This window comes from Lysinibacillus sp. NPDC093216 (genome assembly GCF_050280325.1).
GTDB lineage: Bacteria > Bacillota > Bacilli > Bacillales_A > Planococcaceae > Lysinibacillus.
On sequence record NZ_JBNNVB010000001.1, the window covers coordinates 93951 to 116317 of the forward strand.

19 protein-coding genes, 1 pseudogene and 2 riboswitches are annotated in these 22367 nt (G+C 33.9%); of the genes and pseudogenes, 5 read left to right on the forward strand and 15 right to left on the reverse strand.

The window, feature by feature from the left end; all coding sequences use genetic code 11:
* Positions 1-31: 31 nt before the first annotated feature.
* On the reverse strand, positions 32-1387 hold the full coding sequence (locus ACQKOG_RS00520) for a YjiH family protein (RefSeq protein ID WP_427444823.1): 1356 nt from the start codon (positions 1385-1387) through the stop codon (positions 32-34).
* An 896-nt stretch (positions 1388-2283) separates the two neighbouring features.
* On the opposite strand from ACQKOG_RS00520, the gene ACQKOG_RS00525 reads away from it, so the two are divergent.
* The gene (locus tag ACQKOG_RS00525) at positions 2284-2682 is read left to right on the forward strand and encodes a CotD family spore coat protein (protein ID WP_427444343.1); all 399 of its coding nucleotides are present in this window, start codon (positions 2284-2286) and stop codon (positions 2680-2682) included.
* Between the two features lie 146 nt (positions 2683-2828).
* On the opposite strand, the gene glnA is transcribed toward ACQKOG_RS00525, so the two are convergent.
* The 3 genes from glnA to ACQKOG_RS00540 form a co-directional block, all read right to left on the reverse strand.
* Positions 2829-4163 carry a type I glutamate--ammonia ligase gene (glnA, locus tag ACQKOG_RS00530; RefSeq protein ID WP_370075106.1) on the reverse strand — a complete coding sequence of 445 codons (1335 nt, stop codon included), beginning with the start codon at positions 4161-4163 and terminating at the stop codon, positions 2829-2831.
* Between the two features lie 83 nt (positions 4164-4246).
* Positions 4247-4621, reverse strand: coding sequence for a MerR family transcriptional regulator (locus ACQKOG_RS00535; protein ID WP_370042727.1), 375 nt, complete (start codon positions 4619-4621; stop codon positions 4247-4249).
* Between the two features lie 249 nt (positions 4622-4870).
* Positions 4871-6121, reverse strand: a complete 1251-nt coding sequence (locus ACQKOG_RS00540) for an aminotransferase class I/II-fold pyridoxal phosphate-dependent enzyme (protein WP_370075107.1) — start codon at positions 6119-6121, stop codon at positions 4871-4873.
* A 275-nt stretch (positions 6122-6396) separates the two neighbouring features.
* On the opposite strand from ACQKOG_RS00540, the gene ACQKOG_RS00545 reads away from it, so the two are divergent.
* Positions 6397-7002 (forward strand): trimeric intracellular cation channel family protein, encoded by a 606-nt coding sequence (locus ACQKOG_RS00545; RefSeq protein ID WP_427444354.1) that lies wholly within the window; start codon positions 6397-6399, stop codon positions 7000-7002.
* A gap of 108 nt (positions 7003-7110) precedes the next feature.
* Here the strand turns inward: ACQKOG_RS00545 and cobT are convergent, their stop codons facing one another.
* The 7 genes from cobT to ACQKOG_RS00580 all read right to left on the reverse strand — a co-directional run bounded on the left by cobT (position 7111) and on the right by ACQKOG_RS00580 (position 14852).
* On the reverse strand, positions 7111-8166 hold the full coding sequence (gene cobT, locus ACQKOG_RS00550) for a nicotinate-nucleotide--dimethylbenzimidazole phosphoribosyltransferase (protein WP_427444358.1): 1056 nt from the start codon (positions 8164-8166) through the stop codon (positions 7111-7113).
* 114 nt (positions 8167-8280) lie between these two features.
* Positions 8281-8457, reverse strand: a riboswitch (cobalamin riboswitch).
* 86 nt (positions 8458-8543) lie between these two features.
* A complete protein-coding gene (locus ACQKOG_RS00555; protein WP_427444360.1) occupies positions 8544-9293 on the reverse strand; it encodes an ABC transporter permease in 750 nt (249 codons plus the stop codon).
* Positions 9290-10219 (reverse strand): ABC transporter ATP-binding protein, encoded by a 930-nt coding sequence (locus ACQKOG_RS00560; protein WP_427444363.1) that lies wholly within the window; start codon positions 10217-10219, stop codon positions 9290-9292. Before ACQKOG_RS00560 ends, ACQKOG_RS00555 begins: the two co-directional genes overlap by 4 nt.
* Before the next feature lie 14 nt (positions 10220-10233).
* A complete protein-coding gene (locus tag ACQKOG_RS00565) occupies positions 10234-11490 on the reverse strand; it encodes a M16 family metallopeptidase (RefSeq protein ID WP_427444366.1) in 1257 nt (418 codons plus the stop codon).
* A gap of 23 nt (positions 11491-11513) precedes the next feature.
* Positions 11514-12377 (reverse strand): SagB/ThcOx family dehydrogenase, encoded by an 864-nt coding sequence (locus ACQKOG_RS00570; protein ID WP_427444369.1) that lies wholly within the window; start codon positions 12375-12377, stop codon positions 11514-11516.
* Positions 12378-12413: 36 nt separating this feature from the next.
* Positions 12414-13742, reverse strand: coding sequence for a YcaO-like family protein (locus tag ACQKOG_RS00575; protein ID WP_427444372.1), 1329 nt, complete (start codon positions 13740-13742; stop codon positions 12414-12416).
* Between the two features lie 9 nt (positions 13743-13751).
* The gene (locus tag ACQKOG_RS00580) at positions 13752-14852 is read right to left on the reverse strand and encodes a ThiF family adenylyltransferase (RefSeq protein WP_427444375.1); all 1101 of its coding nucleotides are present in this window, start codon (positions 14850-14852) and stop codon (positions 13752-13754) included.
* Between the two features lie 1455 nt (positions 14853-16307).
* Between ACQKOG_RS00580 and ACQKOG_RS00585 the strand changes: the two genes are divergently transcribed.
* Entirely contained in the window at positions 16308-16913 is a 606-nt protein-coding gene (locus tag ACQKOG_RS00585; protein WP_427444378.1) for a response regulator transcription factor, read from the forward strand.
* 879 nt (positions 16914-17792) lie between these two features.
* Here the strand turns inward: ACQKOG_RS00585 and ACQKOG_RS00590 are convergent.
* A complete protein-coding gene (locus tag ACQKOG_RS00590) occupies positions 17793-18557 on the reverse strand; it encodes a YheC/YheD family protein (protein WP_427444381.1) in 765 nt (254 codons plus the stop codon).
* A gap of 343 nt (positions 18558-18900) precedes the next feature.
* Between ACQKOG_RS00590 and ACQKOG_RS00595 the strand changes: the two are divergent.
* Positions 18901-19008 (forward strand): annotated as a pseudogene (locus ACQKOG_RS00595) (phosphoenolpyruvate phosphomutase); the annotation flags it as partial.
* A gap of 202 nt (positions 19009-19210) precedes the next feature.
* Positions 19211-19309, forward strand: a riboswitch (purine riboswitch).
* Positions 19310-19374: 65 nt separating this feature from the next.
* Entirely contained in the window at positions 19375-20367 is a 993-nt protein-coding gene (add, locus tag ACQKOG_RS00600; protein WP_427444384.1) for an adenosine deaminase, read from the forward strand.
* Between the two features lie 224 nt (positions 20368-20591).
* Here add and ACQKOG_RS00605 read toward each other — a convergent pair whose 3' ends face one another.
* The 3 genes from ACQKOG_RS00605 to hfq form a co-directional block, all read right to left on the reverse strand.
* Complete coding sequence (locus ACQKOG_RS00605; protein WP_427444387.1) at positions 20592-21464, reverse strand: DMT family transporter; 873 nt, start codon at positions 21462-21464, stop codon at positions 20592-20594.
* A 262-nt stretch (positions 21465-21726) separates the two neighbouring features.
* The gene (locus ACQKOG_RS00610; RefSeq protein ID WP_427444390.1) at positions 21727-22029 is read right to left on the reverse strand and encodes a rhodanese-like domain-containing protein; all 303 of its coding nucleotides are present in this window, start codon (positions 22027-22029) and stop codon (positions 21727-21729) included.
* A 100-nt stretch (positions 22030-22129) separates the two neighbouring features.
* The gene (gene hfq / locus ACQKOG_RS00615) at positions 22130-22360 is read right to left on the reverse strand and encodes an RNA chaperone Hfq (protein WP_370075114.1); all 231 of its coding nucleotides are present in this window, start codon (positions 22358-22360) and stop codon (positions 22130-22132) included.
* Between the last annotated feature and the right edge of the window lie 7 nt (positions 22361-22367).

The window sequence follows — 22367 nt, forward strand, 5'->3', positions numbered from 1 at the left end:
GTTAGTAAATTCGAACAATTGCCTTTTTAGTCTAAAAGAGTATATGTGCAACTAATGCTGCGATTGGTAGTGAAATAATCGTACGTATTAAGAAAATTACAATTAGATCTAAAAATTTAAGTGGAATCTTTGTACCTAAAATAAGTCCACCGACTTCAGACATATAAATAAGCTGTGTCACAGAAACGACAGCAATTACAAATCGTGTAGTGTCAGCTTCAATCCCTGCCCCTAAAATTGAAGGTAGGAACATGTCAGCAAAGCCAACAACCATCGTTTGTGCTGCCTCAGCTGCTTCTGGTAAACCAAGCACTGTTAAAATAGGTTCAAACGGCTTTCCTAAAAATGCAAAAACATTCGTGAATTCAGCAAGCATTAAAGCAATCGTACCAAAAGCCATAACAACCGGTGCTACACCAACCCATAAATCCAAAACATTTCTAATTCCATCTTTCAAAAATTGACGTGGGTCACGATTTGCATGCGCAACGGCTAAAGCATTTTCTAAGCCATGTGACACAGAATTATAGCCTTCTGGTAATTCCTCACGCGATGGATCTACTGGTGTACCGTCGATATAAGTATCTTCTTTGTTAGAAAGTGGGAAAATTCGTGGCATTACTATCGCTAACACAAGACCACAAAGGACAACCGTTAAGTAATATGGAATAAAATAGCGTGACAAATGCACTGTATCTAACACTACGATACAGAATGTGATGGATACTACCGAGAAGCTCGTTGCAATAATAGCAGACTCTTTTTTCGTGTAGTTCCCCATTTCATATTGCTTACTCGTCATAAGAACACCAATTGTTCCATCTCCAACCCACGATGTAAGTGCATCAACCGATGAGCGACCAGGGCTTTTAAAGAGAGGACGCATGATTTTTACCATCATCGTTCCGAAAAATTCAAGCAGGCCGAAGTTTGTTAAAAACGGTAATAGAATGCCTGCAAATAAGAAAATCGTGAATAAAAATGTTACTAAACCATCGTCTGGGTTCATTAATAATCCACCAGTATTTTCATTATTAATCGCCGATGGTCCAAAATCAAAGACAACCATTGAAGCAAATACTAAACCAATGACTCTTATAATTGTCCAAAACCAATTTACATAAAATAATGTATCTAAAATACTAGGCTCTTTTGAATTATTTCGTGGAATAAATTTGGCAATAAGTGAACCAATTGCCGAAATCGCGAATATAATTATAGTAAAATAACTAATAACCGGAGCAACAAAACCTGCTAGTAAATTTGCTAAAATAGCAATTGGAACTTTCCATCCATCTTCCGTTAAGACTGGTGTCATAAATAACAGGACACCAATAAGAGACGGAATTATGAAGAAAAAGTATGTAGAAAAAGGATATTTTTTCATCATTTAAAGCCTCATTTCTCTAGGTTTTTTCGAAGTTTTATACATCAAGCTTGTTAGTTATGGACTGATCAATTATGCCTCGGCATAATTGCGTCCGGAATCGGCTTTGTGCTTAGGCCTGCGTGACACAGGTCAGTTAGCCGTTATCGCATGGATGCGATGATCTTAGGCTAACATCCTATGTGAACTCCTTTCCGATTCCGTGACATCCGCCAAGAAATGTATATCTATACTTTAATCAGCGGGAATTTCTTATTCCTCACTGAACATTAGTCTTTACCTCTCAGGCATTTACGAGCCGTTAATCTCCCACCTATATTCTTTACTTTCGCTGAATTTCGATGCGGGATTCTTGTACCTGACGCTTCGCTTTTGATACAGAGCAATTACTGTCGTTAATGCGAGATAAAGATAGAATACGGATAAAATAAAAAAACATCCCTCTAAAAAGTAATAAAGGAATGCCCAAACATACTTTTTTATAATTAACATCCGCAATGCAAAATCTCTATTCATTAAGTCATAGCTATAAAATATCATAAACCAACAATACATCGGTTAATTCTACAACAAAATGCATTTTTATTCAATCCATAAAAATTTGTTATTGTTATAATTCTCTTCTAATTATCCACACTTCTTCTTAGTATCATTATCTTTCGACAAAGATCAATTAAGCCTTGCATAATTGCATCCGGAGGCTTTAACTTCTCTCAGCAGGTGTCCAAACATCCGCTGAGAGAAGTTAAAGCTTGGTGAAACTCTCCATTAATCATACCTATTTTGATTGCCTAAGAGATTTAACTAGCCCTTAATAGGCATACAAATAGACCATACTGTCTTTCATCTCATATGTTAATTATGAACCACAACTTATCAAAACAGGAGGTTTTACCATGCATAGACGTATGCATCATCATCATCATCACGCAGGTCCACATTGTTGTCCACCGCAGCATTGCCCAACTCAATTTGAACAACCACATTGTTGTCCACCAGAGGAATATGTACGCACTAATTACATCCATACGGTCGTACCTCATGTACAACCAGCACATATTACAACAGTTAACAAACATATAATTGATCATCAATATCATTTCCCTTGCACTGAATGTGTAGTGGAAGAATGTTGCGAAACTCATACACTTTGCGAGATGCCACCTGAGCCTTGCCATATGCCACATCATCATATGGGACATCATCATATGGGACATCATCATATGGGACATCATCATATGGGGCACCATCACATGGGCCATCATCATATGGGTCATCATCATATGGGCTATTAAAAAATATGCGATGAGGTTAGTAATACCTCATCGCTTCATTTTTTTATAGCATACTCCTATGAAAATACCTATTTCTATCTTTACTATCGATCTCTTAATTTCATAAGAAAAACCGAGCACCTATACTAGGCACTCGGTTAATATTTTTAGTACATTTTTAAATATTGATCGCGTTCCCATTGGTGTACTGTTGTACGATACATGTCAAACTCGATTTCTTTTGCTTCTTTAAAGTTTGCATAAATATGCTCACCTAAAGCTGCTTGAGCTACTTCATCTTTAGCAAGTAATGCTAAAGCATCATCAAGTGCTGGTGGTAAGTTTGCGATACCATTCGCTTTACGCTCTTCATCAGACATCACGTAGATGTTTCGATTAATAGCAGCTGGTGGTGTTAAGTTTCGACGGATCCCTTCAAGACCAGCTTCTAAAATAACAGCCATCGCTAAATACGGATTAGCAGATGGGTCCACAGAGCGTACTTCTACACGAGTTGAAAGACCACGTGCTGATGGGATACGGATAAGTGGTGAACGGTTTTGAGCTGACCATGCTACATAACATGGCGCTTCATAACCTGGTACAAGACGTTTATAAGAGTTAACTGTTGGATTTGTCACAGCTGTGAAGCCTTGAACGTGGCCAAGCACACCTGCCATGAATTGCATTGCTGTTTCAGAAAGGCCTAATTCAGTAGATTCATCGTAGAATGCATTCTCTTTACCTTTAAATAACGAAACATTAAAGTGCATACCAGAACCCGCTTCACCGAATAATGGCTTCGGCATGAATGTAGCATGTAGACCGTGTTTACGTGCAATTGTTTTAACAACTAATTTGAACGTTTGAATATTGTCACAAGCTGTGATTGCGTTTGCATATTTGAAGTCGATTTCATGTTGTCCAGGAGCTACCTCATGGTGAGACGCTTCAATTTCAAAGCCCATTTCTTCTAGCTCTAATACGATATCACGACGGCAGTTTTCGCCAAGATCAGTTGGTGCTAAGTCGAAGTAACCACCGTGGTCGTTCACTTCTAATGTCGGTTCACCTTTTGCATCTAATTTAAATAAGAAGAATTCTGGCTCAGGTCCTAAATTGAAGCTTGAGAATCCCATATCTTCCATTTTCTTAAGGATACGTTTTAAGTTGTTTCGTGGGTCACCAGCAAATGGCTCGCCTTTAGCAGTGTATACATCACAGATGAAACGTGCTACTTTCCCTTTTTCAGAAGTCCAAGGGAACACTACGAAAGAATCTAGATCAGGATATAAATACATATCTGATTCTTCGATACGTACGAAGCCTTCAATGGATGAGCCATCAAACATCATTTTGTTTTCTAGTGCTTTGTCTAGTTGGCTTACAGGAATCTCAACGTTTTTGATTGTGCCAAGAATATCTGTAAATTGTAGACGTATAAAGCTTACGTTTTTTTCTTCGATTAGACGTTTAATGTCCTCTTTAGTGTATTTACCCACAGTTTTCCACACTCCTATAAATTGTCTAGCTTTTTATTATTACCCTACTCTATTAATAAAGAAATGAATGATGTTGCTTTTTATTAATAGAATCGAGATAAATCCCCACGTCGGATGGATGATTTTTGCATGCGCTGCGCTTGACGCACTTCTTCACGCATGATGTGACGTAATTCTGAGTCACTTAAATCACGTTCATCTGTTGAAACAGGTTCATTCTTTTTAGCGAACAGCTTTTTAATTTTCGCCATGTTCATACCCTGATCCAAATAATCTTTAATTTCCAGCAGTGTATCAACGTCATTTAATGAAAACATTCGACGGTTGCCTTCTGTTCGGTGCGGCTCAATTAAATGGTGTTCTTCATAATAACGAATCTGACGTGCCGAAAGCTCTGTCAATTGCATTACGATATTCATAGATAATAACGGCATAGTTCGTCTAATTTCACGACTCATTTAAGTCCCCTCCAATACCTGCTAATAATATAACGAAAAATTTACACTGTCAACCACTCATGTAAGGTTTCCTAACATGAGATAAAATAATTTTTTTGAACTGACGAAAAATTGTAAAAAAACTAAGTTTATGATCCTAACGTAGGAGTGATTTCTGCTAATATACGTTTTAACAAAGGTCACCTTCAACTTTTCGTCCATCAATAAAAAAACTATTCAAAATGGAAGTTTTGAATAGTTTTTCGTTACCTATTTTTGGATTTTTTGAACAGCACTACAAATTGCAAATTTTACGTGCTCGTATGTTAACCCACCTTGAATAAATGCTGTAAATGGCGGACGAATAGGACCGTCTGCTGTCAGCTCAATACTTGAACCTTGAATGAATGTTCCAGCTGCCATGATGACATCATCCTCATAGCCAGGCATATACGCCGGTTCTGGTGCATAATGCGCATTAATTGGTGAGTTCGCTTGAATTTCACGGCAAAAAGCAATCATTTGTTCCGCGGTTTGGAAAGAAACCGATTGAATTAAATCTGTACGATTAGCATCATAGCTTGGTGATGTATTCATGCCAATTTCCCCTAGCATAGCAGCTGTGAAAATGGCACCTTTTAACGCTTGAGATACAACATGTGGTGCAAGGAAAAATCCTTGATAGAAGTCACCAAGCGTATTTAATGTTGCTCCTGCTTCAGCACCAATACCTGGTGATGTCATTCGATAAGCACATTTTTCTACTAAATCTGCACGCCCCGCAATGTAACCACCAATTTTCGCTAAGCCTCCGCCAGGATTTTTAATGAGCGAGCCTGCTATTAAATCAGCCCCAACCTCGGTCGGTTCCTGTGCCTCAACAAATTCACCGTAGCAATTATCAACGAAAATAACCGCATTTGGTGCTAATTCACGGATTTTTGCACACATTTCTGTAATTTGCGAAATGGTAAAGGATGGGCGTGTTGCATAGCCTTTCGAACGTTGGATAGCAATCATTTTTGTGTTTGCTGTAATTGCAGCTGCAACACCTTCCCAATCGATCTCTTGATTATCGATTAAATCCACATGGCTATAACCGATTTTATAATCTTTTAACGAGCCAGTATCCTTATCGCCACCATCAACTATTGATTGCAATGTATCATACGGCTGACCCGAAATATAAAGTAATTCATCACCTGGACGTAGTACTCCGAATAAGCTAAGTGTAATTGCATGTGTACCAGAAATAATTTGCGGACGTACAATGGCAGCCTCCGCTCCAAAGACCTCTGCATAAACTCGTTCTAGATTGTCACGCCCCTCATCATCATAGCCATAACCATTAGACGGGTGCAGATGATAATCACTAACTTGATGCTTTCGGAACGCAGCAAGCACTTTTTGTTGATTGAAGAATGCCATGTCTTCTACCTTTGCATGAAAAGGGCGTACCTTTTCTTCTATTTTAGCAGCTAATGCTAGTGTTTCTTCTGATAAATTGGTTGTAAAAGTCATTATGTTCTTCTCCATTTCACATTTGTTCAAGTCTTATCTTATCAATTTGTGAGCTTGCCTGCAAAGCTTGCTAATTTCATTAGGCACTAAGCTAAATGACCAACTAAATCTATTTAATTCTGTTATAATAAGGTATTTAATATCTGATAATTCCGAATCAAAAGTCAATGCTTTTCTTTGCAAAAACTTCTAGATACAAAAAGGTAACTTTAATATTTTCTAGTAACTAATCTACAACAACATGAAATGATTTATTCACATAAGGGGTGAAAGGGTTGGCTTGGGAGGTTTTTAGTATCATTGGAACAATTGCCTTCGCAATTTCTGGAGCAATAATTGCAATGGAGGAAGAATACGATTTATTCGGTGTCTATATACTCGGTATCGTAACTGCTTTCGGCGGTGGAGCTATACGAAATCTACTCATAGGTTTACCTGTAACAACATTGTGGGGTCAAGATATGATGTTTCAAATCGCCATTGCAGCCATTACAATTTTTTTCTTATTTCCACATCGTCTCATTCAGCATTGGCATCGCTGGGGCAATTTCACTGATGCTATCGGATTATCGGCATTTGCGATTCAAGGTGCCCTTTATGCTGTGAAGCTCGACATGCCTATTAGTGCCGTTATTGTAGCTGCTGTCTTAACAGGGTCAGGTGGTGGAATTGTTCGCGATTTATTAGCTAGACGTAAACCGTTAGTTCTTCGTGATGAAGTCTATGGCGTTTGGGCAGCATTAGCCGGGCTTATCATCGGACTTCAACTTTTTACAGGGGATATCTTTTTATATGTATTATTTGGTGTGATCACAGTACTAAGAATACTTTCATATATGAAGAAATGGCGTTTACCGTTACGGAGGTTGAATCGAGCATAGTTATACTGTTGCATAATTTAAAAGCCCAAATATCTGATTTGGGCTTTTTTTGAATTTATAAATTCCTTATTTATCACAAACTCCGTGCATCCACAGCAGCAGCTAAAGTTAATTTTTCAACAGCAACATAGCTTCTTCTAAAGTAGCCATATTTTTCATCATAGAACATGCTGCGTCTAAAATAGGAAAGGCTAAAGCTGCACCAGAGCCCTCACCCAATCGCATATTCATCAGCAACATCGGTTCAACTCCGAGCATTTCAGCAGCAATTTTTGCACCTGGTTCTTCTGAGGCATGTGAAGGAATGATATAGTCTTTTACGTTTGGTTCGAGTTCGTATGCGATAAGGGCAGCGATGGTAGAAATAAAACCATCAATAACAACAGGTTTACGATGTGCGGCGGCTGCAAGTATTACTCCAGCCATAGCGCCTATTTCTAATCCACCGACCTTTGCAAGAATATCAATAGCATCATCGCGATTTGGTTTATTTAATGCAATAGCATTGTGAATGACTTCTACTTTATGTGCAATCCCCCCTGGTCCTACTCCTGCACCAAAGCCTGTCACTTCATTTGGATGACATTCGTGAAGAACCGATAATATGGCAGCACTCGGCGTTGTATTACCGATGCCCATTTCACCTGTCCCGAGTACATTGATTCCTTTTTTGATTTCTTCCGTTGCTACCTCAATTCCTACTTCAATAGATTGAATGGCTTCTTCCCTTGACATAGCAGGACCTTTTGCCATATTGTCCGTGCCATATTTAATTTTTTTTATGATAACACCAGCATCATGTGGAATATCCTCTTTTACACCAACGTCTACTGTGACAATTTTTGCATCTGTGATTTTTGCGATAGCACAGACACCTGTTCCTCCTCTAGGAAAATTTAATGTTTGAAAGACCGTCACATTTTGTGGATTAGGTGTTACCCCTTCATCACAAACACCATGGTCTGCTGCACAGACAATTATCGCCTTTTTATCAATCGCAGGAAATAGGTCTCCTGTAATTCCAGATAGTTGTACAGCAAGAGCCTCCAGTTTCCCCAAGCTTCCAGGAGGCTTGCAAAGTGCATCTATGCGTTCCCTTGCCTTCTCCATCATTTTGTAGTCAGCACTTTGAATGTTTTGAATCGTTTGTTGTAATAATTGCATGAAAATTTCCCCTTTCTTTTTTGCCCTTGTTACTCGAAGAATGATTTAGAGAAAAAAATAAAAAGCCTGTAGTTTATTCCATAACAAATAAACTACAGACTTTTCCATCGTCTATATAACCGAAGCAGATAGGCAGGTCTCCTGGCTCAATTTCAACATTTCATAGAACCTTCCCAGCAAGACGCTAGTGGCATTCTCTATGAAACTCCCTTTTACAGTGGTGGGACCGCTAAAGCTTTTCACTTTATTCCCTATTCTCCCGCAGTGGGCACCTAACGCTTTTATGCAATTACTTTAAATCTACGGCAAAGCGCTCATTGTGTCAACATTTTAAATTTTCAAGCTTCATTGTTATTTAAGTAAATAAATATGCTTAATTATTCATATTTAAAAACTTTAACACAAAATACTAAAGTAATAACTGCTATAGCAGTTATTACTGATAATTCAGTCAGATAAGTGTTGAGATTTTGTGTCTCGAAGATCAGTGTTTTTCTAATAGCTTCAATAATATAATTAAGTGGATTAATATAAACAAATGGCATTAGAAATTTTGGCCACACATCGCTCGGGAAGAAAGTACCACCTAAAAAAATGAAAACTAGATTTGAAAGATTCCCCATAGTTGTGGCATTTTTTGCGTTATTAGCGTAAATTCCGATTATTAAACCGATGGCTAATAAGCTAAGACCACCCATTAATAACAATGGAATTAATAAAAGAGTATAAATTGAATTAAAATTTAATTGAACATTAAAAATGAAAACACTAATGCCCAAAATAATAACTGTTTGTATAGCCATAATGAAAAGCTGTGTACTGAAAATAGATACCATTATTTTTGATGTAGAGATTGGAGTAACTTTAATTTTTTTAAAAATACCCCTTTCCCTATACGAAGCAATCATAACGGGTAAAGCTATAAGACCTATAGCTCCATAAGCCATCCCTAGAATACCAGGGAAAATATAGGACATATATGACATACCCTCTCTTGCAGCGTCTTTCCCTGCTGTACCCATTAAAGCCATCATTAGAATAGGGAACACCGTACTCATAATAACCGCTTGTTTATTTCTTATTTCCATTTTGAAAAATATAGAAGATAAATTAACAAAACTATTCATAATTTCAAAACACTTCCAGTCATATTTAAGAATACATCTTCTAAATTTGCTTTTTGAATATTAATGCTCGTTGTTGTTATTCTTTTTTCATCTTCTAATTTATTTATATAATCTAACGTTTTTCTAATATCCTTCGTGTATAAGTAGAAATAGTCATCTTCTTTTTTAATCTTATCTACTGTCGAACAACTTTCTAAATACTGGACAGAAGAATCTACTATTAAACCTATTTTAATAACCGAGTTTAAATTAGCATTTTTAATAATTTCTTCAGGTTTTCCTACTGTATAAATACTCCCATCGTTTATAAAACATACATTATCACAGAGTGCTTCTACTTCTTCCATATAATGTGTCGTTAGGATTATTGTTGTCCCTTCTTTTCTAATATCCTTAATAATATGCCACAAATCTTTTCTAGAGTTTGGATCTAAACCAGTTGTTGGTTCATCCAAAAACAAGACCTGTGGTTTATTGAGAATACTTAATGCTATACTTATTCTTTGTTTTTGCCCGCCAGAAAGTTTATTAACGTAAGCTCTTTTATGTTCTTGCATATTGACTTTTTTTAATAAGTCTTCAATTTCTTTTTCAGTAATCTCCATATTGTATAATGTGGCGAAAAATTCGAACAATTCATCCACCTTAATATGATCAAAATAGGAGTTTGACTGAAATTGTACACCTATAAGTGGTTTAATTTTATCTCCATCTTTTGTAACATCTAAACCATTGACAGTTATGGTGCCAGTGAATCCATTTTTAACTCCTTGTACACATTCTAATAAAGTTGTTTTTCCAGCTCCGTTTGGTCCTAGTAACCCAAACACTTCATTGTGGTTTATCGTTAAATTAATATTTTTCAATATTTGTTTATTTAAGGTATACGAAAAACTCAAATCTTTTATTGATATTGCTTCATTCAATTAGAACACCTCAATTATGATAGAATGATTCGCTTCATTGTTGCATGATTTAACTTTTCATTTATAAATGCTTGCATGTCTTTAATATCAATATTATCAAGAACTTGAAGCATTTCATCTAATGATAAATGATGCCTTTCAATAACCCGCTCATTACCTAAAAATAATAAAAAATCCTTATCATTTTCTAATATCTTGTAAATTTTATGCTGTAAAAACTTTTTGCTTTTCTCTAAATATTTATTCATAATGTTAATTTCTTTACTGTCTATATTCATCTTTTCATTAATATGTAAGATGAGTGATTCTAAATCTTCTTGTTCAGTAATAAATTGGACTTGCAAAATACTTTCATATTTAAAATGAAAAGGTAAGCACACGATAAAATACACACTTTGTTTTTTCAACCGAAATTCTTCATACAGCAATCCCGTGTCATTCATTGTCATCATCATACTAAACAAAGATAAATAAATTTTTTCATCTTTTGATAATCCATTGTTAAATTCATAACATATAGATACAAAAGAAGAGGATGATTTATCTGAATTTTCTTTCGTTTTTATCATAACATCTGTTTCTATAAAAGTAGAAGGCTCTATCGTATCCCTTATCATTGAATTGATACGTATTTCCTCTCCTTCTGAAGATATCTCATAATGCTTGTCAATAATTCCAGAAAAATCATCCATATTTTTTTTACCACTATATAAAATGGAGAAGTTTTTACTATTATTTAAGTATTTTATTACATCAAGGATTTGGTTTAATTTCATTTTTGATAGTGTTAATTCAGTTCCCAGTATTGAATGGCTTAAATTCTCATCCCAAATATTCTCGGTGATTATATCTTGAATATTCTTTTGATCAATGAATGTGCGACTCTTCTTCTCTAACATAACTGTCTTTTTTTCATTAACAAATGAAATATTGTCGATATTTGGATTGCTTAGAACGAACAATACTATCTTAATTAATTCTTCTACATCCTCTTCTTTGCACGACAACAATAAATAAAAATATTCATAAGAAGTAGAAAGTTTGTATTCAACTCCTTTTTCATTTAAGATATCTCTTAATTGATTTTCATTTGAATAATGGCAGCTTAATAATAAATGTTCCATTAGATGAACTATTCCATAATAATTTTTGTGTTCATAACGTGAACCGATATTAAACCAAAAAATAATATGAGATAAGTAACTTGTTTCATTCCTCAAATGATAAATAGGTATATCGTTTTTCGATAAAGTGTATTTATATTTTTTCATATGTTTATGCATCCTCTTAGCATCTACTTAATTCTATAATCATTTTCTTCGTCTTTATGTCCAATAAAAAATTCATATATAACTCCCTCGGATACACCATTTATATTTAAATACTCATTAATTTCATCATCAAAAAAGCCTCCAACAGCTAACGTACCTAAATTCATAGCAGTATTCGTTAAATATATATTTTGTCCTAAATGACCAGCATCAAGGTGAGCAAATCTATATGCTCTATCTCCATATTTGTAAGATAGCCTAGGGAATACAGCTGTTATGAACATCAGAATTGACGCATTTTTAGCAATATCACTGTAAGAGGTTAATGATGGTAAACAATCTTCTTGAGACCCTTCCTTTAATAACTCGAGACAATGTAATTTAACATTATAATGATATAAACCCTGTTCTAAATTCTCTACATTGTTTACTAGTAAATAAATTTCTAAAGGATATAGACCACCAGCTGATGGCACGGTTCTTAATTCCTGTAAAGAATTTGTTTGTTTTGATGGTAAAAAGTCATTAATTCCATAGCTCATATATAATAAATATGATAATTGCTTAAAAGAGATTGGTTTATTAATAAATTTTCTAACACTACGCCTTTCTAAAAGAACCTCAGTGAAACTTTTATTAATAATTAAATTATGAAAGTTTTTCTCTAATTGGATTCTCTTATTAGACGTGTATGTTTTATATGGCATATGACTTGCTTCTAAGAAGTTTTTCTCTGTCAAAACACTCATTATATTTTTTCCCAGCATCTTTTCCTTCAATGAATTTAATTTTGTATTTTCATGGAAAATTTCGTACATACTGGAATTTTTTAACAGCGTTTCCTCAACCTTTTTTGATAGAATTTCTACTTCTGTTATCTGACTCAAAAAATCACACCCTTTTTTAATTTTATTTTCATCCTATTAAGGGAACGGATGTGGTATTGGGTTTAGTTCTTCAAAATTCATGACTGTATCTTTTAAATTTATTTTTTTCGGTACTTCATATATCCTTGTTCCACCAGCTCTCGGAATTACATGATCATTAGTAATTTCCGTGAAACCTGGAATTACCACCCTAATTACATGATACCCCCTTTTTTTAACATCCTCTGTTGTTAAATCGTAAATAACAACATCATGTCCTTGTCTTCTTAACATTTCTAGAGTTATTGCTAGCTGTGTTTTATGAGAATTTTCATATTCAGGATATGCTTGATTAATGTTGACAATATTATTAGATTGATATGCGAACTGAATGTGCTTTTTCATATTATTATTCGTAAATAGTCTTACTCTACTATGAAAATCTCGTATATCACTATAATCTTCTTTAAATTCGTCTGAAACTCCCTCAACAAAATCTCTTTTCCAGCTAATTCTTCCTTGAGATAATTCTATAAGGGTTTTAATGACTGCATCCTTCAAATTCAATCGAGTTGCAGCAGCGATTAATGTACCACCAGATAAATCTTCTAATACCCCTAAAACGGTTGGAATCTTTACATCCATTGTCATATCAATTAGATGGAATTTACAATTTGGCGTTTTAAAATATTGTTCAAATATTTCCCTAATATATTTATCACTTTCAATATTGATTTTTGGCATTGATAATTTATTGAACCATAATATACTAAAGCAGTCTCGTTCTATTACTTCAAAGATACCTTTTAAAATAGCCTCTTCCTTTGATTTTGCACAAGAAAGACCAGTAGATACTGAATGCCATATTAGTTCTTCATCATTTTTGTGGAAATAAGGAAGAAATACATTTGCAGCTGGAATATAAACATGTTTGTTTTGAATCAATGAATAACCTTTGACCCAATTAACGACTGTATCTAAATTTAGTTTTTTGAATGGAAATTCAGGAGTAACATATTGTTTTTCATGATAATAAGCAAATTTTTCTGGATGAATGGCATTTTCCTTTAAATCTCTATAACTGGATAAAACAAGTTCTTCTTCATTAATAAATGCTGATGAATATCTTTCGATTGCTTCACCAACAGCCGCATTATAAGCAGCTTCCATTGTTAGTCCAGCACCACTGTTAAAATTAGTAGCGGATTCATTTGCGAACCTTCCCGAATTATTCGTGATAGCTGCCATTAAAAATATGGAAGGATCATTCGGCTCAGGTAGCCAATGAAATAAATCTTTTACTATTCCTGTTTTAGAATTACATATGGCAGAATCAACAAAAGGATAAATAGAAGAAAGATTATTACTCGTTGCTTTTCTATACATACGTACCTCCTATTTTTGATATGAGTATGGCTCCATCCAATACTTCTCTTCACAATCATTCATTATATTTTTCCCACAAATTTCGCATCTAGGAATTTTCAGGAATTTATTTACATTTAATTCCATATTATAGTTATCAAATTCTATAACACTTTCAATCGATGCAGGAAAGTTCCAAGTAATATCTTTTATGAAGTACTTTATTACTTCATTTGTTAAAATACCAATTCCTGTTAAGAAGGAAGACATTGTTACTTCATTACTAATTTGATATACATAACCTTTTGACATTATTTTTTGATCAATTGCCTTATTTTCAAGATAATGATTTAAGTTACTATAAATTCTTGTATTGTAGCACTCTAGACAAGCCGTCATGTTTGGGATAACCAAAGGTCCTATTTCACTTTTAAAATTTTGAATAATCGCTCTAATAAATGGTTTTTTATGTTTCAAACATAATTTATTTACCTGTTTCTCTATATATTTATTTTCAATAGTTTCTAATATGATTAAGAAATCACAATTTTTAATTTGGTTTTCCAATATTTCTTGATTCAAGTCATTAAAACTACAAAGATTAAGATTCTCAAAATTATTTTTTTGATAGAAATAAGAGCTTACATTCTCAGCAATATCATTTGGCAGTAATAGATTTATATTCTTAATATTAGAGCCAAGCATGTATTCAACTAGGGATTCCGTATGATTCATAAGTGAAATCACACCTACAGTTTTATTGTCTAGAATAGCTTGAATTTTTCTGTAATCGACACCTATAGATTCATAACTTTCCTTTTCAGAATCTGAAAAACTTTTTATAGAGACAGGTGTGTCTATATTCGTCAACCAACCCCTAGCAGTTAATTGTCCCAAAGCATTATGTATTTCTTCTTCGGACGCTTCTAATGAACACTTTTTTATTGTAAAAAAGTCGACTCCAAGTTCAAAGTTTTCAATATTAGGGATAAGAATATTTTTAATATCATTCCCCTTTAGTTTAAACAATCGACTAGCGGTTTTAATTGTGATTTCATCCTCATCAATTTGAGCTATTGTAATATCATTTTTTAATTTAACCTTTAATTCTCTGTTCTGGATACGTCCCAATTGTTCCACCTTCTTTCATAAAATTTACATACATCAATTATGCCTCGGCATAATTGCGTGTGGAATCGGCTTTGTACTTGCACAAAGAACTCCTTTCCGATTCCGTGACATCCTCCGGAGGCTTTAAGCCAACAGATGTTTTTTGCGTGAAAGCGAAGTGCTTACGGACCGACAGCAACATGCAACATGATGTTGGTCACTCAGGCATTTTTTCAGAATGCGAAGTTCATAGCCTGAGTTCTTCTATTTCAACGGATGTTTGGACACCTGCTGAATAGTAACTTAAAACCGCATTTATCTCACCATCTATAGAGGTGGGATACTTCTATAACGACGTTTCACTACGTTACAAAAACATTTGTAACTGACGCTTTGCTTTCGCTACAAAAGCATTTGCTGAACGAAGTTAAAATTTAATATAATTCTAAAAAAACCTCCCCAATAAATGTATATTAACCATACATTAACAGAAGAGGCTAAGTTCTTTGTGTAGCAATATAACTTAAGAATTTTTAGTAATGATTGTTCTCAAAGCACTTATTTCCCTCCTTTCAAAGAAAGGTCTCTGAACAATTGTTGCGCTCCCAAAGTATGTAAATAAGTGCTTTATATTTTACAAATCATCCTGTAGAAGTACAGAAATAACAGCAGCAACACCACACAGCTTCTGCAGTTGAAGGAACATCAAATAAGCGCATACCTTCATTTAGTTCAATGATTTGCATATATTCCACCTCCTTACTTTTCCAGTTTTATATAGTAAATACGCTAAAAATAATAGAAATTTCAGATTATTCAGCGCATTATACTAAAGAGTAAAGATTTGTCCCTTGCTATTAATTTGGTTTCATTTAAGGAAACGTGGATGGTATCAAAATGTGTACGGTTATAGCTTTCATTCAAGCTCTTTTCGCTTATCCTGTAGGAGAAAAAAGCCTTCTTTTGGAACTAAATATACTTTCATAAAATTACCCTACAGTTTAAATTTCAAAGTTATTTTGTGCTGTTGACGTTAATTCTCTTTGAGTCATTCTGTTTTGACTTCAATCAACAAACTCTTTGGATTCTTTTAATCAATTACAAAATCCTATTTGGTAATTTTATGGTATATTTAAAGTATCATACAAAATATGTAATTACAAGTAATTAAAGTTAATTTGTGTAAAATTTATATTAAATGTTCAGAGTTATTAGAGTAATGCAATTATAACAAAAAGAACTATTAAAACATCCGTATTTCCCGCAAATATTATTACATCATATATAATCCCATATAAAAGTATAGAAGTAAAAATTCACTTAATAATTTACCTAGTAATTAGAAAAACAGAATAAAAGTTTTGAAATCATTTGAACGGGTATAATAGAAAAATTGCATTTTTAGTTTCTCTCATCATCTAAAGACAATAACAGACATGATTATGCAGAAATTGATATAGCTAAGGAGTGAGCAGTTTGATTATTAATGTGCTACTTGTAGATGATCGTCAATTACTATTAGAATGCTTATCATACAGATTAAACAATGAACCAACTATTCGCGTAGTAGGGGCCATTTCTAATCCAGAGTTTTTACTACATGAAATTAATACTAACTCTCCGGATATTGTGTTAATGAATATTCGAATGAAATTTTCTAGTGGGCTTGATTTAACGATAGAACTACTAAAAAATATGCCTCACTTACGAGTCGTCATTTTATCGAAGTATGATTATGTAGAATATGTTCAAGCCACTTATAATGCAGGAGCAAGTGCTTTTATTACAGAAGAAAAATCAACTCAAGAACTAGTCTTTACCATTAAACAAGTATATTTAGGATACAAATTGTTTCCTAAAATTGAAGAAAATAAGATAGATAAAATGCTTACCCCAAAAGAGTATGAGATATTAACACGGATAGCAGAGGATAAAACCAATTCTGAAATTAGTGAGGAAATGATGATAAGCATAAGAACAGTTGAATATCATATCTCATCAATCATTAGGAAATTAAACGTAGAATCTCGAGTAGGTGCTGTCGTAACAGCTATTAAGCGGGGGTTGCTAAGTATTAAATAGCATACTTGTGTTTTTATTAATTTTTGATCTTATGAAAGGCTAATTCACACTGCTAATAATTCACTAGTAATAACGTTAACACTAATATAAACGCAGTATAAAAGCACTCATCCTTACATAATAGTTTGGATTTTAAAAAATGGATATTAGGTGGTGTTTTGTTGAAGAAAGACATGATAAAAGTGATTTCTGTTTTTGGTATAGGTGCTATTTTAGTTTTATTGGTTCCTTTTCTCTTTAATTGTTTTTTATAGTACTTCAGTAAGCAAAAATAAGAAGCCTTTTATTCGAAATGGATTCTTTTTATTTATCTTAAAATGTAGGCTAAAGAAGTGCTTTTAATTAAACTTTATTCCAAGCCTAAGTAGTTATAAATGGTTACTAAAAAACTACATACTGAAATCTTTCGGAGTAACCAATGTCTTTAGGACGTTGCTTCAAAATGAAATGAAACTATTCCCTACAATCATTTAGAAGTTATAGTTCTACATATCTCTAACAAAGTATAATTAATGTAAAAAAATGTCTGTTCAAGTTGTAAACAGACATTCTTTCCAGGGATTTTTCTTCGCCAGTAAGAGTGAATCAAAAGAATCTTTTAACACTTCGAATAACCAAATAAACTAATGTACGCGAATTCAGGTTCCTGAGGGCTGGCAATTTGAGCCCAAGCTGAATCGTCTTCAATAGAAAATTGATTCATATCACGCCTACCCAACCATAACCCATTTTTTCAGGAAATCCCTAATCTACACAAGTAACGGATCCAATTAAGTTTCTTCTTTCCTAAAATTATAGAAGGGAAAGTAATTTTTTGATGTATGTCTATTGAATAGAAATATGCCGATTACTAAAATGAAAAATAACTACATTTCAAACTTAGCCTTCATTTTGCATTTTCCTAATCTCAACAATATTCTTCCAGATCGCCCTATCAACTTTGGCAAAACTACGTATGCTTGGCGTTGTATTTACTTCAAATAATATAGGTTTTCCTTCAAGATTTATTCCAAAATCAATGCCATATTCTCTACAAGAAAAGTGGGATGCTATTACTTCAGATGCTAAAATTGAATCTTCTTTTAGAGAGTCTATTGTTTGATCTTTCTTTGTATTATCCATCATCAAATAACCTGATAATAATTCTTCAATCGATATTGCTTGAGAACCCCGATTTGAATTGACAATCCCATGATCCTCAGTTGCAAGCCTTCCGTAAATTCCACCAATTATCCATTTTCCCTTTAGATTTTGAACATGAACACGAATGGATATTGAATCCCCATCAGGGGTTAGACTTTTGACCCCCTCCTGTATAATATAAATTCCGCTTAATCTACCGTGTTTCTCATATGGATGTAGAACTTGGTGGAAATCCTCAATTGCTGCCACACATTTACTTATTTCTTCACCTTGCATGGTAAATCCGTTAAAACAATAGTATCCATCTTTTCTTTTGCAGACTTTATAAATTGCTCTTCCTTGTCCAGCGCTATTATGTTTCACATAAACATACTCATACCTATTTAATAAATAGATTAGATTTTCTAGACTGTAAATTGTTGTTTCTGGAATGCAGTCAGTTGTTAAAGGATTTTGTTTTAAAAGTAAGAATTGTTCCCATTTTCCAAGTCCATTTTTCAATAAACTCACCTCATTTAGTTAGATATTTTTATTTCTTTTGTATTAATAGTGTAGTCCTCCCCACTTATGGAGGTTACTTTATTGTATGTAAATAGATTTATCTTGCATGGGTGAGTGAGACTTGATACCGCGACTAATATCTCCTATTTTTCTGTTAGAGTCATAATAAATTTACTACACTAGAAAAGTAGCATTATGATTGTTCTCAATACATCCATTTTATTGATTTCAAAATCATTAGCTTCTAATATATTTGCCCTGCTAATCTTTACTTTTAGTCATATAGACATGTCGAGTATGGGGAGATGGGAGATATTGAAAAAGGACGAATTTTTTTAAAAAAATATATTCAGACAAACTTGAATTTTTAATGGAATCCCATAACGGTCTTTCCGCAAAAGTTGTAGAGGAAGTCGGTTTTAAAGGGATTTGGGCGAGTGGTCTATCGATATAAGGATCATTAGGTGTAAGAGATAATAATGAAATGTTGGTATTCGGTACTCCGAAATGTAAATCAAAAGAACCTTTTCCTCTTAATAACAACAAATAACTATTTGAAGATATGTACTTAAATGAACGAAGCAGTTTTGTTGAAAAAGGTATGGACCATGTTGACAATCCGAAATTTTTCTATTATCATATTGAAAATCGCAAATGAATTCAATAATATATTTCGTATAACCCCAATAATATGGTTTGGGGGTCTCTACCAGGAACCGAAATTCCTGATTACGAAGAAAGTACAGAACTTGTATTTTCTTTGTAGTCAGGAATTTTTTTGTATTTTAAACTAATAATTTATTTCCGGAGGTCAAAAATGAACTTTTTAGCATTGCCAAAAATTGAACTACACTGTCATTTGGATGGAAGCCTTAGGGCTGAAACTATTATCGATATTGCTCAGAAGGAAGGCATTCAGTTACCCTCTTTTGATAAGGATGAACTACAAAAGGAGCTGATTGCTCCGTTAGAATGTGAATCCCTTGATGAATATTTAAAAAGATTTTCTCTTCCTAATTTAGTCATGCAGTCTAAGGAGAACTTAAGAAGAATTACTTTTGAGCTATTTGAGAATGCAACAAGGGAAAATGTGAAATATTTAGAAGTCAGATTTGCCCCGTTACTTCACACATTACAAGGTCTTGGTGTTGAAGAAGTTATTCAAGCTGTTATAGATGGGATGAGAGACGCCGAAAGCTGCTACGAAATAAAGGGAAATATAATCCTGTCTTGCATGAGGACTATGTCTGTAGAAAGCGCATTTGAGGTGGTTGAAAAGGGGAAAAAGTTCCTTGGAAAAGGTGTGGTGGCAATTGACCTCTGTGCATCTGAAGAAGAAGGCTTTTGTGAAAAATTCGTAGATCCAATTGCTTTAGCCAAAAAATATGGCTACAGAGTCACTATTCATGCCGGTGAAACAGGAATTGGTAAAAATGTTTTAGAGGCTGTTGAACTGTTGGGTGCTGAAAGAATAGGACACGGAGTATTTATTAAAGATTGTGCCGAGGCATATAAGATTGTGAAAGAAAGACAGGTAGTGCTTGAAATGTGTCCAACAAGTAATGTCCAAACGAAAGCTGTTCATCATTATTCTGAACATCCGATTTATAAGTTTCATAAAGATGGAATAAAAGTGACATTTAATACGGATAACAGAACAGTATCTGATACTACAATGGCAAAAGAAATCCATTTAGTTAACAATGAATTTAATCTAAGCGAAGAAGATTATCGACAAATTTATATAAATAGTGTAGAAGCATCCTTTGCCGACCAAGAAACTAAAGAATGGTGCTTGGCACAATATTAAAGAAAAATAGACTTTGTAAAAAATTATGCAGAATATATTTAAGCTACCTATTATGTAGGAGCAAGTGCTTTTATTACAGAAGAAAACGTCGTGGAACTGAGAAGCTACAACATCAAGCTTTGCTAAATGACGAGTAGTTCACTTCTTTATGTTTCATAATTCTATTCCCTTTGCTAGAAAAAGCTCCCTAATGCCAAAAAGGCTTTTGGGAGCTTTCTGTCCGTTTATTGCTTTGATATCAACTTTGTTTTATCTATTTCACTTAGAAATGTTGCGCCGAGTAAAAGGATAGCGCCTAGTATTTGTAGGGTTCCCATTTTCTCTCCTATAATCATCGTCGAAATTACTAATGATGTCAGTGGATCAATATAGCTTAAAATAGCTATACTTTGCCCTTTTAGATGACGCATTCCGAAAAAGAACAGATAGAAGCCGATCCCAGCATGGACAATGCCCAACGCTATAAGTAAACTAATTGATTTTATATCGATTTTCATTATTTGGAACCCATTAGTCCCAAAAAGGTAAAGAGCAAGGAATAACGCTGCTAAAGCAAGTTGAATAATCGTATTATCGGGCTCTTTTAATCCATAAATATACTTATTGGTGAATGTAACTATTGTATAGAAACAAGCTGCAATAAGCCCATATACAATACCGATATAATGTTCGCTCGTTTCGGTAGTTTGGCTTTGAACGATAAAATACAGACCTACAAGCGCAACACAAACATAAAAAATTTTTCTTAATATTATTTTCTCTTTCAAAACTATAGGTGACAAACAAATCACTAGTACTGGCGCAAAATAGTAGCTTAGAGCTGCATTTGCGATAGTTGTTTCCTTGTACGCTTGGAAAAGGAAAATCCAATTGCCGCATAAGGCAAAGCTCGAAAGTACCAATGGCCATTTATTTTGCAAAATAGTTGTTTTCGTAAACCTTTCTTTTTTTGATAGGAAAATCAAAAGTAAAAAACAAGAGCCAATGAGACTCATCCAAAAGGCTATTTCACTTGAAGGTAACTTAATATATTTTGCAAAAACACCGACAGCTCCAAAAATAATCATTGATAAAATAAAAGATAGTTTCCCGCTCATTTCTAATTCCTACTTTCTACATGTATATAGTCTTCATATACAGTAGAATCTATTGAGAATTAGCAAGCTTTTATTGAATGCCTAAACAGCAGATTCTACTGTAAAGACATTGTTGGGGGTGCTATTGTTCGATACATACTAATCCCTCCTTACATGTTGCAATTATAACACATTTTACCAAACGATAACGAATTGCTTCAATCTTATATCAACTCGAATGTATAAGAAAAACCCTCGCCTAAACGAGGGTTTTAAACGACAATTATTTAAATTCTAACTCTCCATCATAAGCAAGCATGCCGCCTTCAAGGTTTGTTACGTCAAAGCCTTGAGCATCTAGGTATGCACAAGCATTTGCTGAACGACCGCCTGCTTTGCAAACGATAATGTATGGCTTAGAAGCATCTAATTCATTTAAGCGCTCAGGGATTGTCCCAAGAGCAATGTGTTGCGCACCAGGGATCATGCCTTGTGCTACCTCATCATCTTCACGAACATCAATAATGTATAGATCTTCGTTCGCATCTAATAGGTCTAATATTTCTGTTGTATCCATAGTTTTCATCTGTGTAGTCCTCCAATATGTCGATTTCCTCTTACATTATAGCCTGAAGGCAAAAAAACAGCTAGTGTCATGAACACTAACTGTTTTACTTCTAATGTTTCTATTCTTCAGTTTCTAAAAAATCTACTTGCTTTGCTGGAACAAATGTAGAAATAGCGTGTTTGTAAATAAGATGTTGCTTGCTTTCAGCATCTAGTAATAAAATTGTAAAATTATCATAGGATTTCACAGTTCCTTTTAACTGAAATCCGTTTAACAAAAACACAGTGACAAAAACATTGTTTTTACGTAGATGGTTTAAGAATGTATCTTGCAAGTTAATTGATTTCATCAAATAT

Excerpts from the sequence above, each read along its gene's own strand:
- ACQKOG_RS00535 (WP_370042727.1), bottom strand. The coding sequence starts at position 4,621 with ATGAGTCGTGAAATTAGACGAACTATGCCGTTATTATCTATGAATATC.
- ACQKOG_RS00605 (WP_427444387.1), bottom strand. The coding sequence starts at position 21,464 with ATGAGCGGGAAACTATCTTTTATTTTATCAATGATTATTTTTGGAGCT.
- add (WP_427444384.1), top strand. The coding sequence starts at position 19,375 with ATGAACTTTTTAGCATTGCCAAAAATTGAACTACACTGTCATTTGGAT.
- cobT (WP_427444358.1), bottom strand. The coding sequence starts at position 8,166 with ATGCAATTATTACAACAAACGATTCAAAACATTCAAAGTGCTGACTAC.
- ACQKOG_RS00525 (WP_427444343.1), top strand. The coding sequence starts at position 2,284 with ATGCATAGACGTATGCATCATCATCATCATCACGCAGGTCCACATTGT.
- ACQKOG_RS00555 (WP_427444360.1), bottom strand. The coding sequence starts at position 9,293 with ATGAATAGTTTTGTTAATTTATCTTCTATATTTTTCAAAATGGAAATA.
- ACQKOG_RS00575 (WP_427444372.1), bottom strand. The coding sequence starts at position 13,742 with ATGTATAGAAAAGCAACGAGTAATAATCTTTCTTCTATTTATCCTTTT.
- ACQKOG_RS00540 (WP_370075107.1), bottom strand. The coding sequence starts at position 6,121 with ATGACTTTTACAACCAATTTATCAGAAGAAACACTAGCATTAGCTGCT.
- hfq (WP_370075114.1), bottom strand. The coding sequence starts at position 22,360 with ATGAAATCAATTAACTTGCAAGATACATTCTTAAACCATCTACGTAAA.
- ACQKOG_RS00610 (WP_427444390.1), bottom strand. The coding sequence starts at position 22,029 with ATGAAAACTATGGATACAACAGAAATATTAGACCTATTAGATGCGAAC.
- ACQKOG_RS00520 (WP_427444823.1), bottom strand. The coding sequence starts at position 1,387 with ATGAAAAAATATCCTTTTTCTACATACTTTTTCTTCATAATTCCGTCT.
- ACQKOG_RS00565 (WP_427444366.1), bottom strand. The coding sequence starts at position 11,490 with ATGAAAAAATATAAATACACTTTATCGAAAAACGATATACCTATTTAT.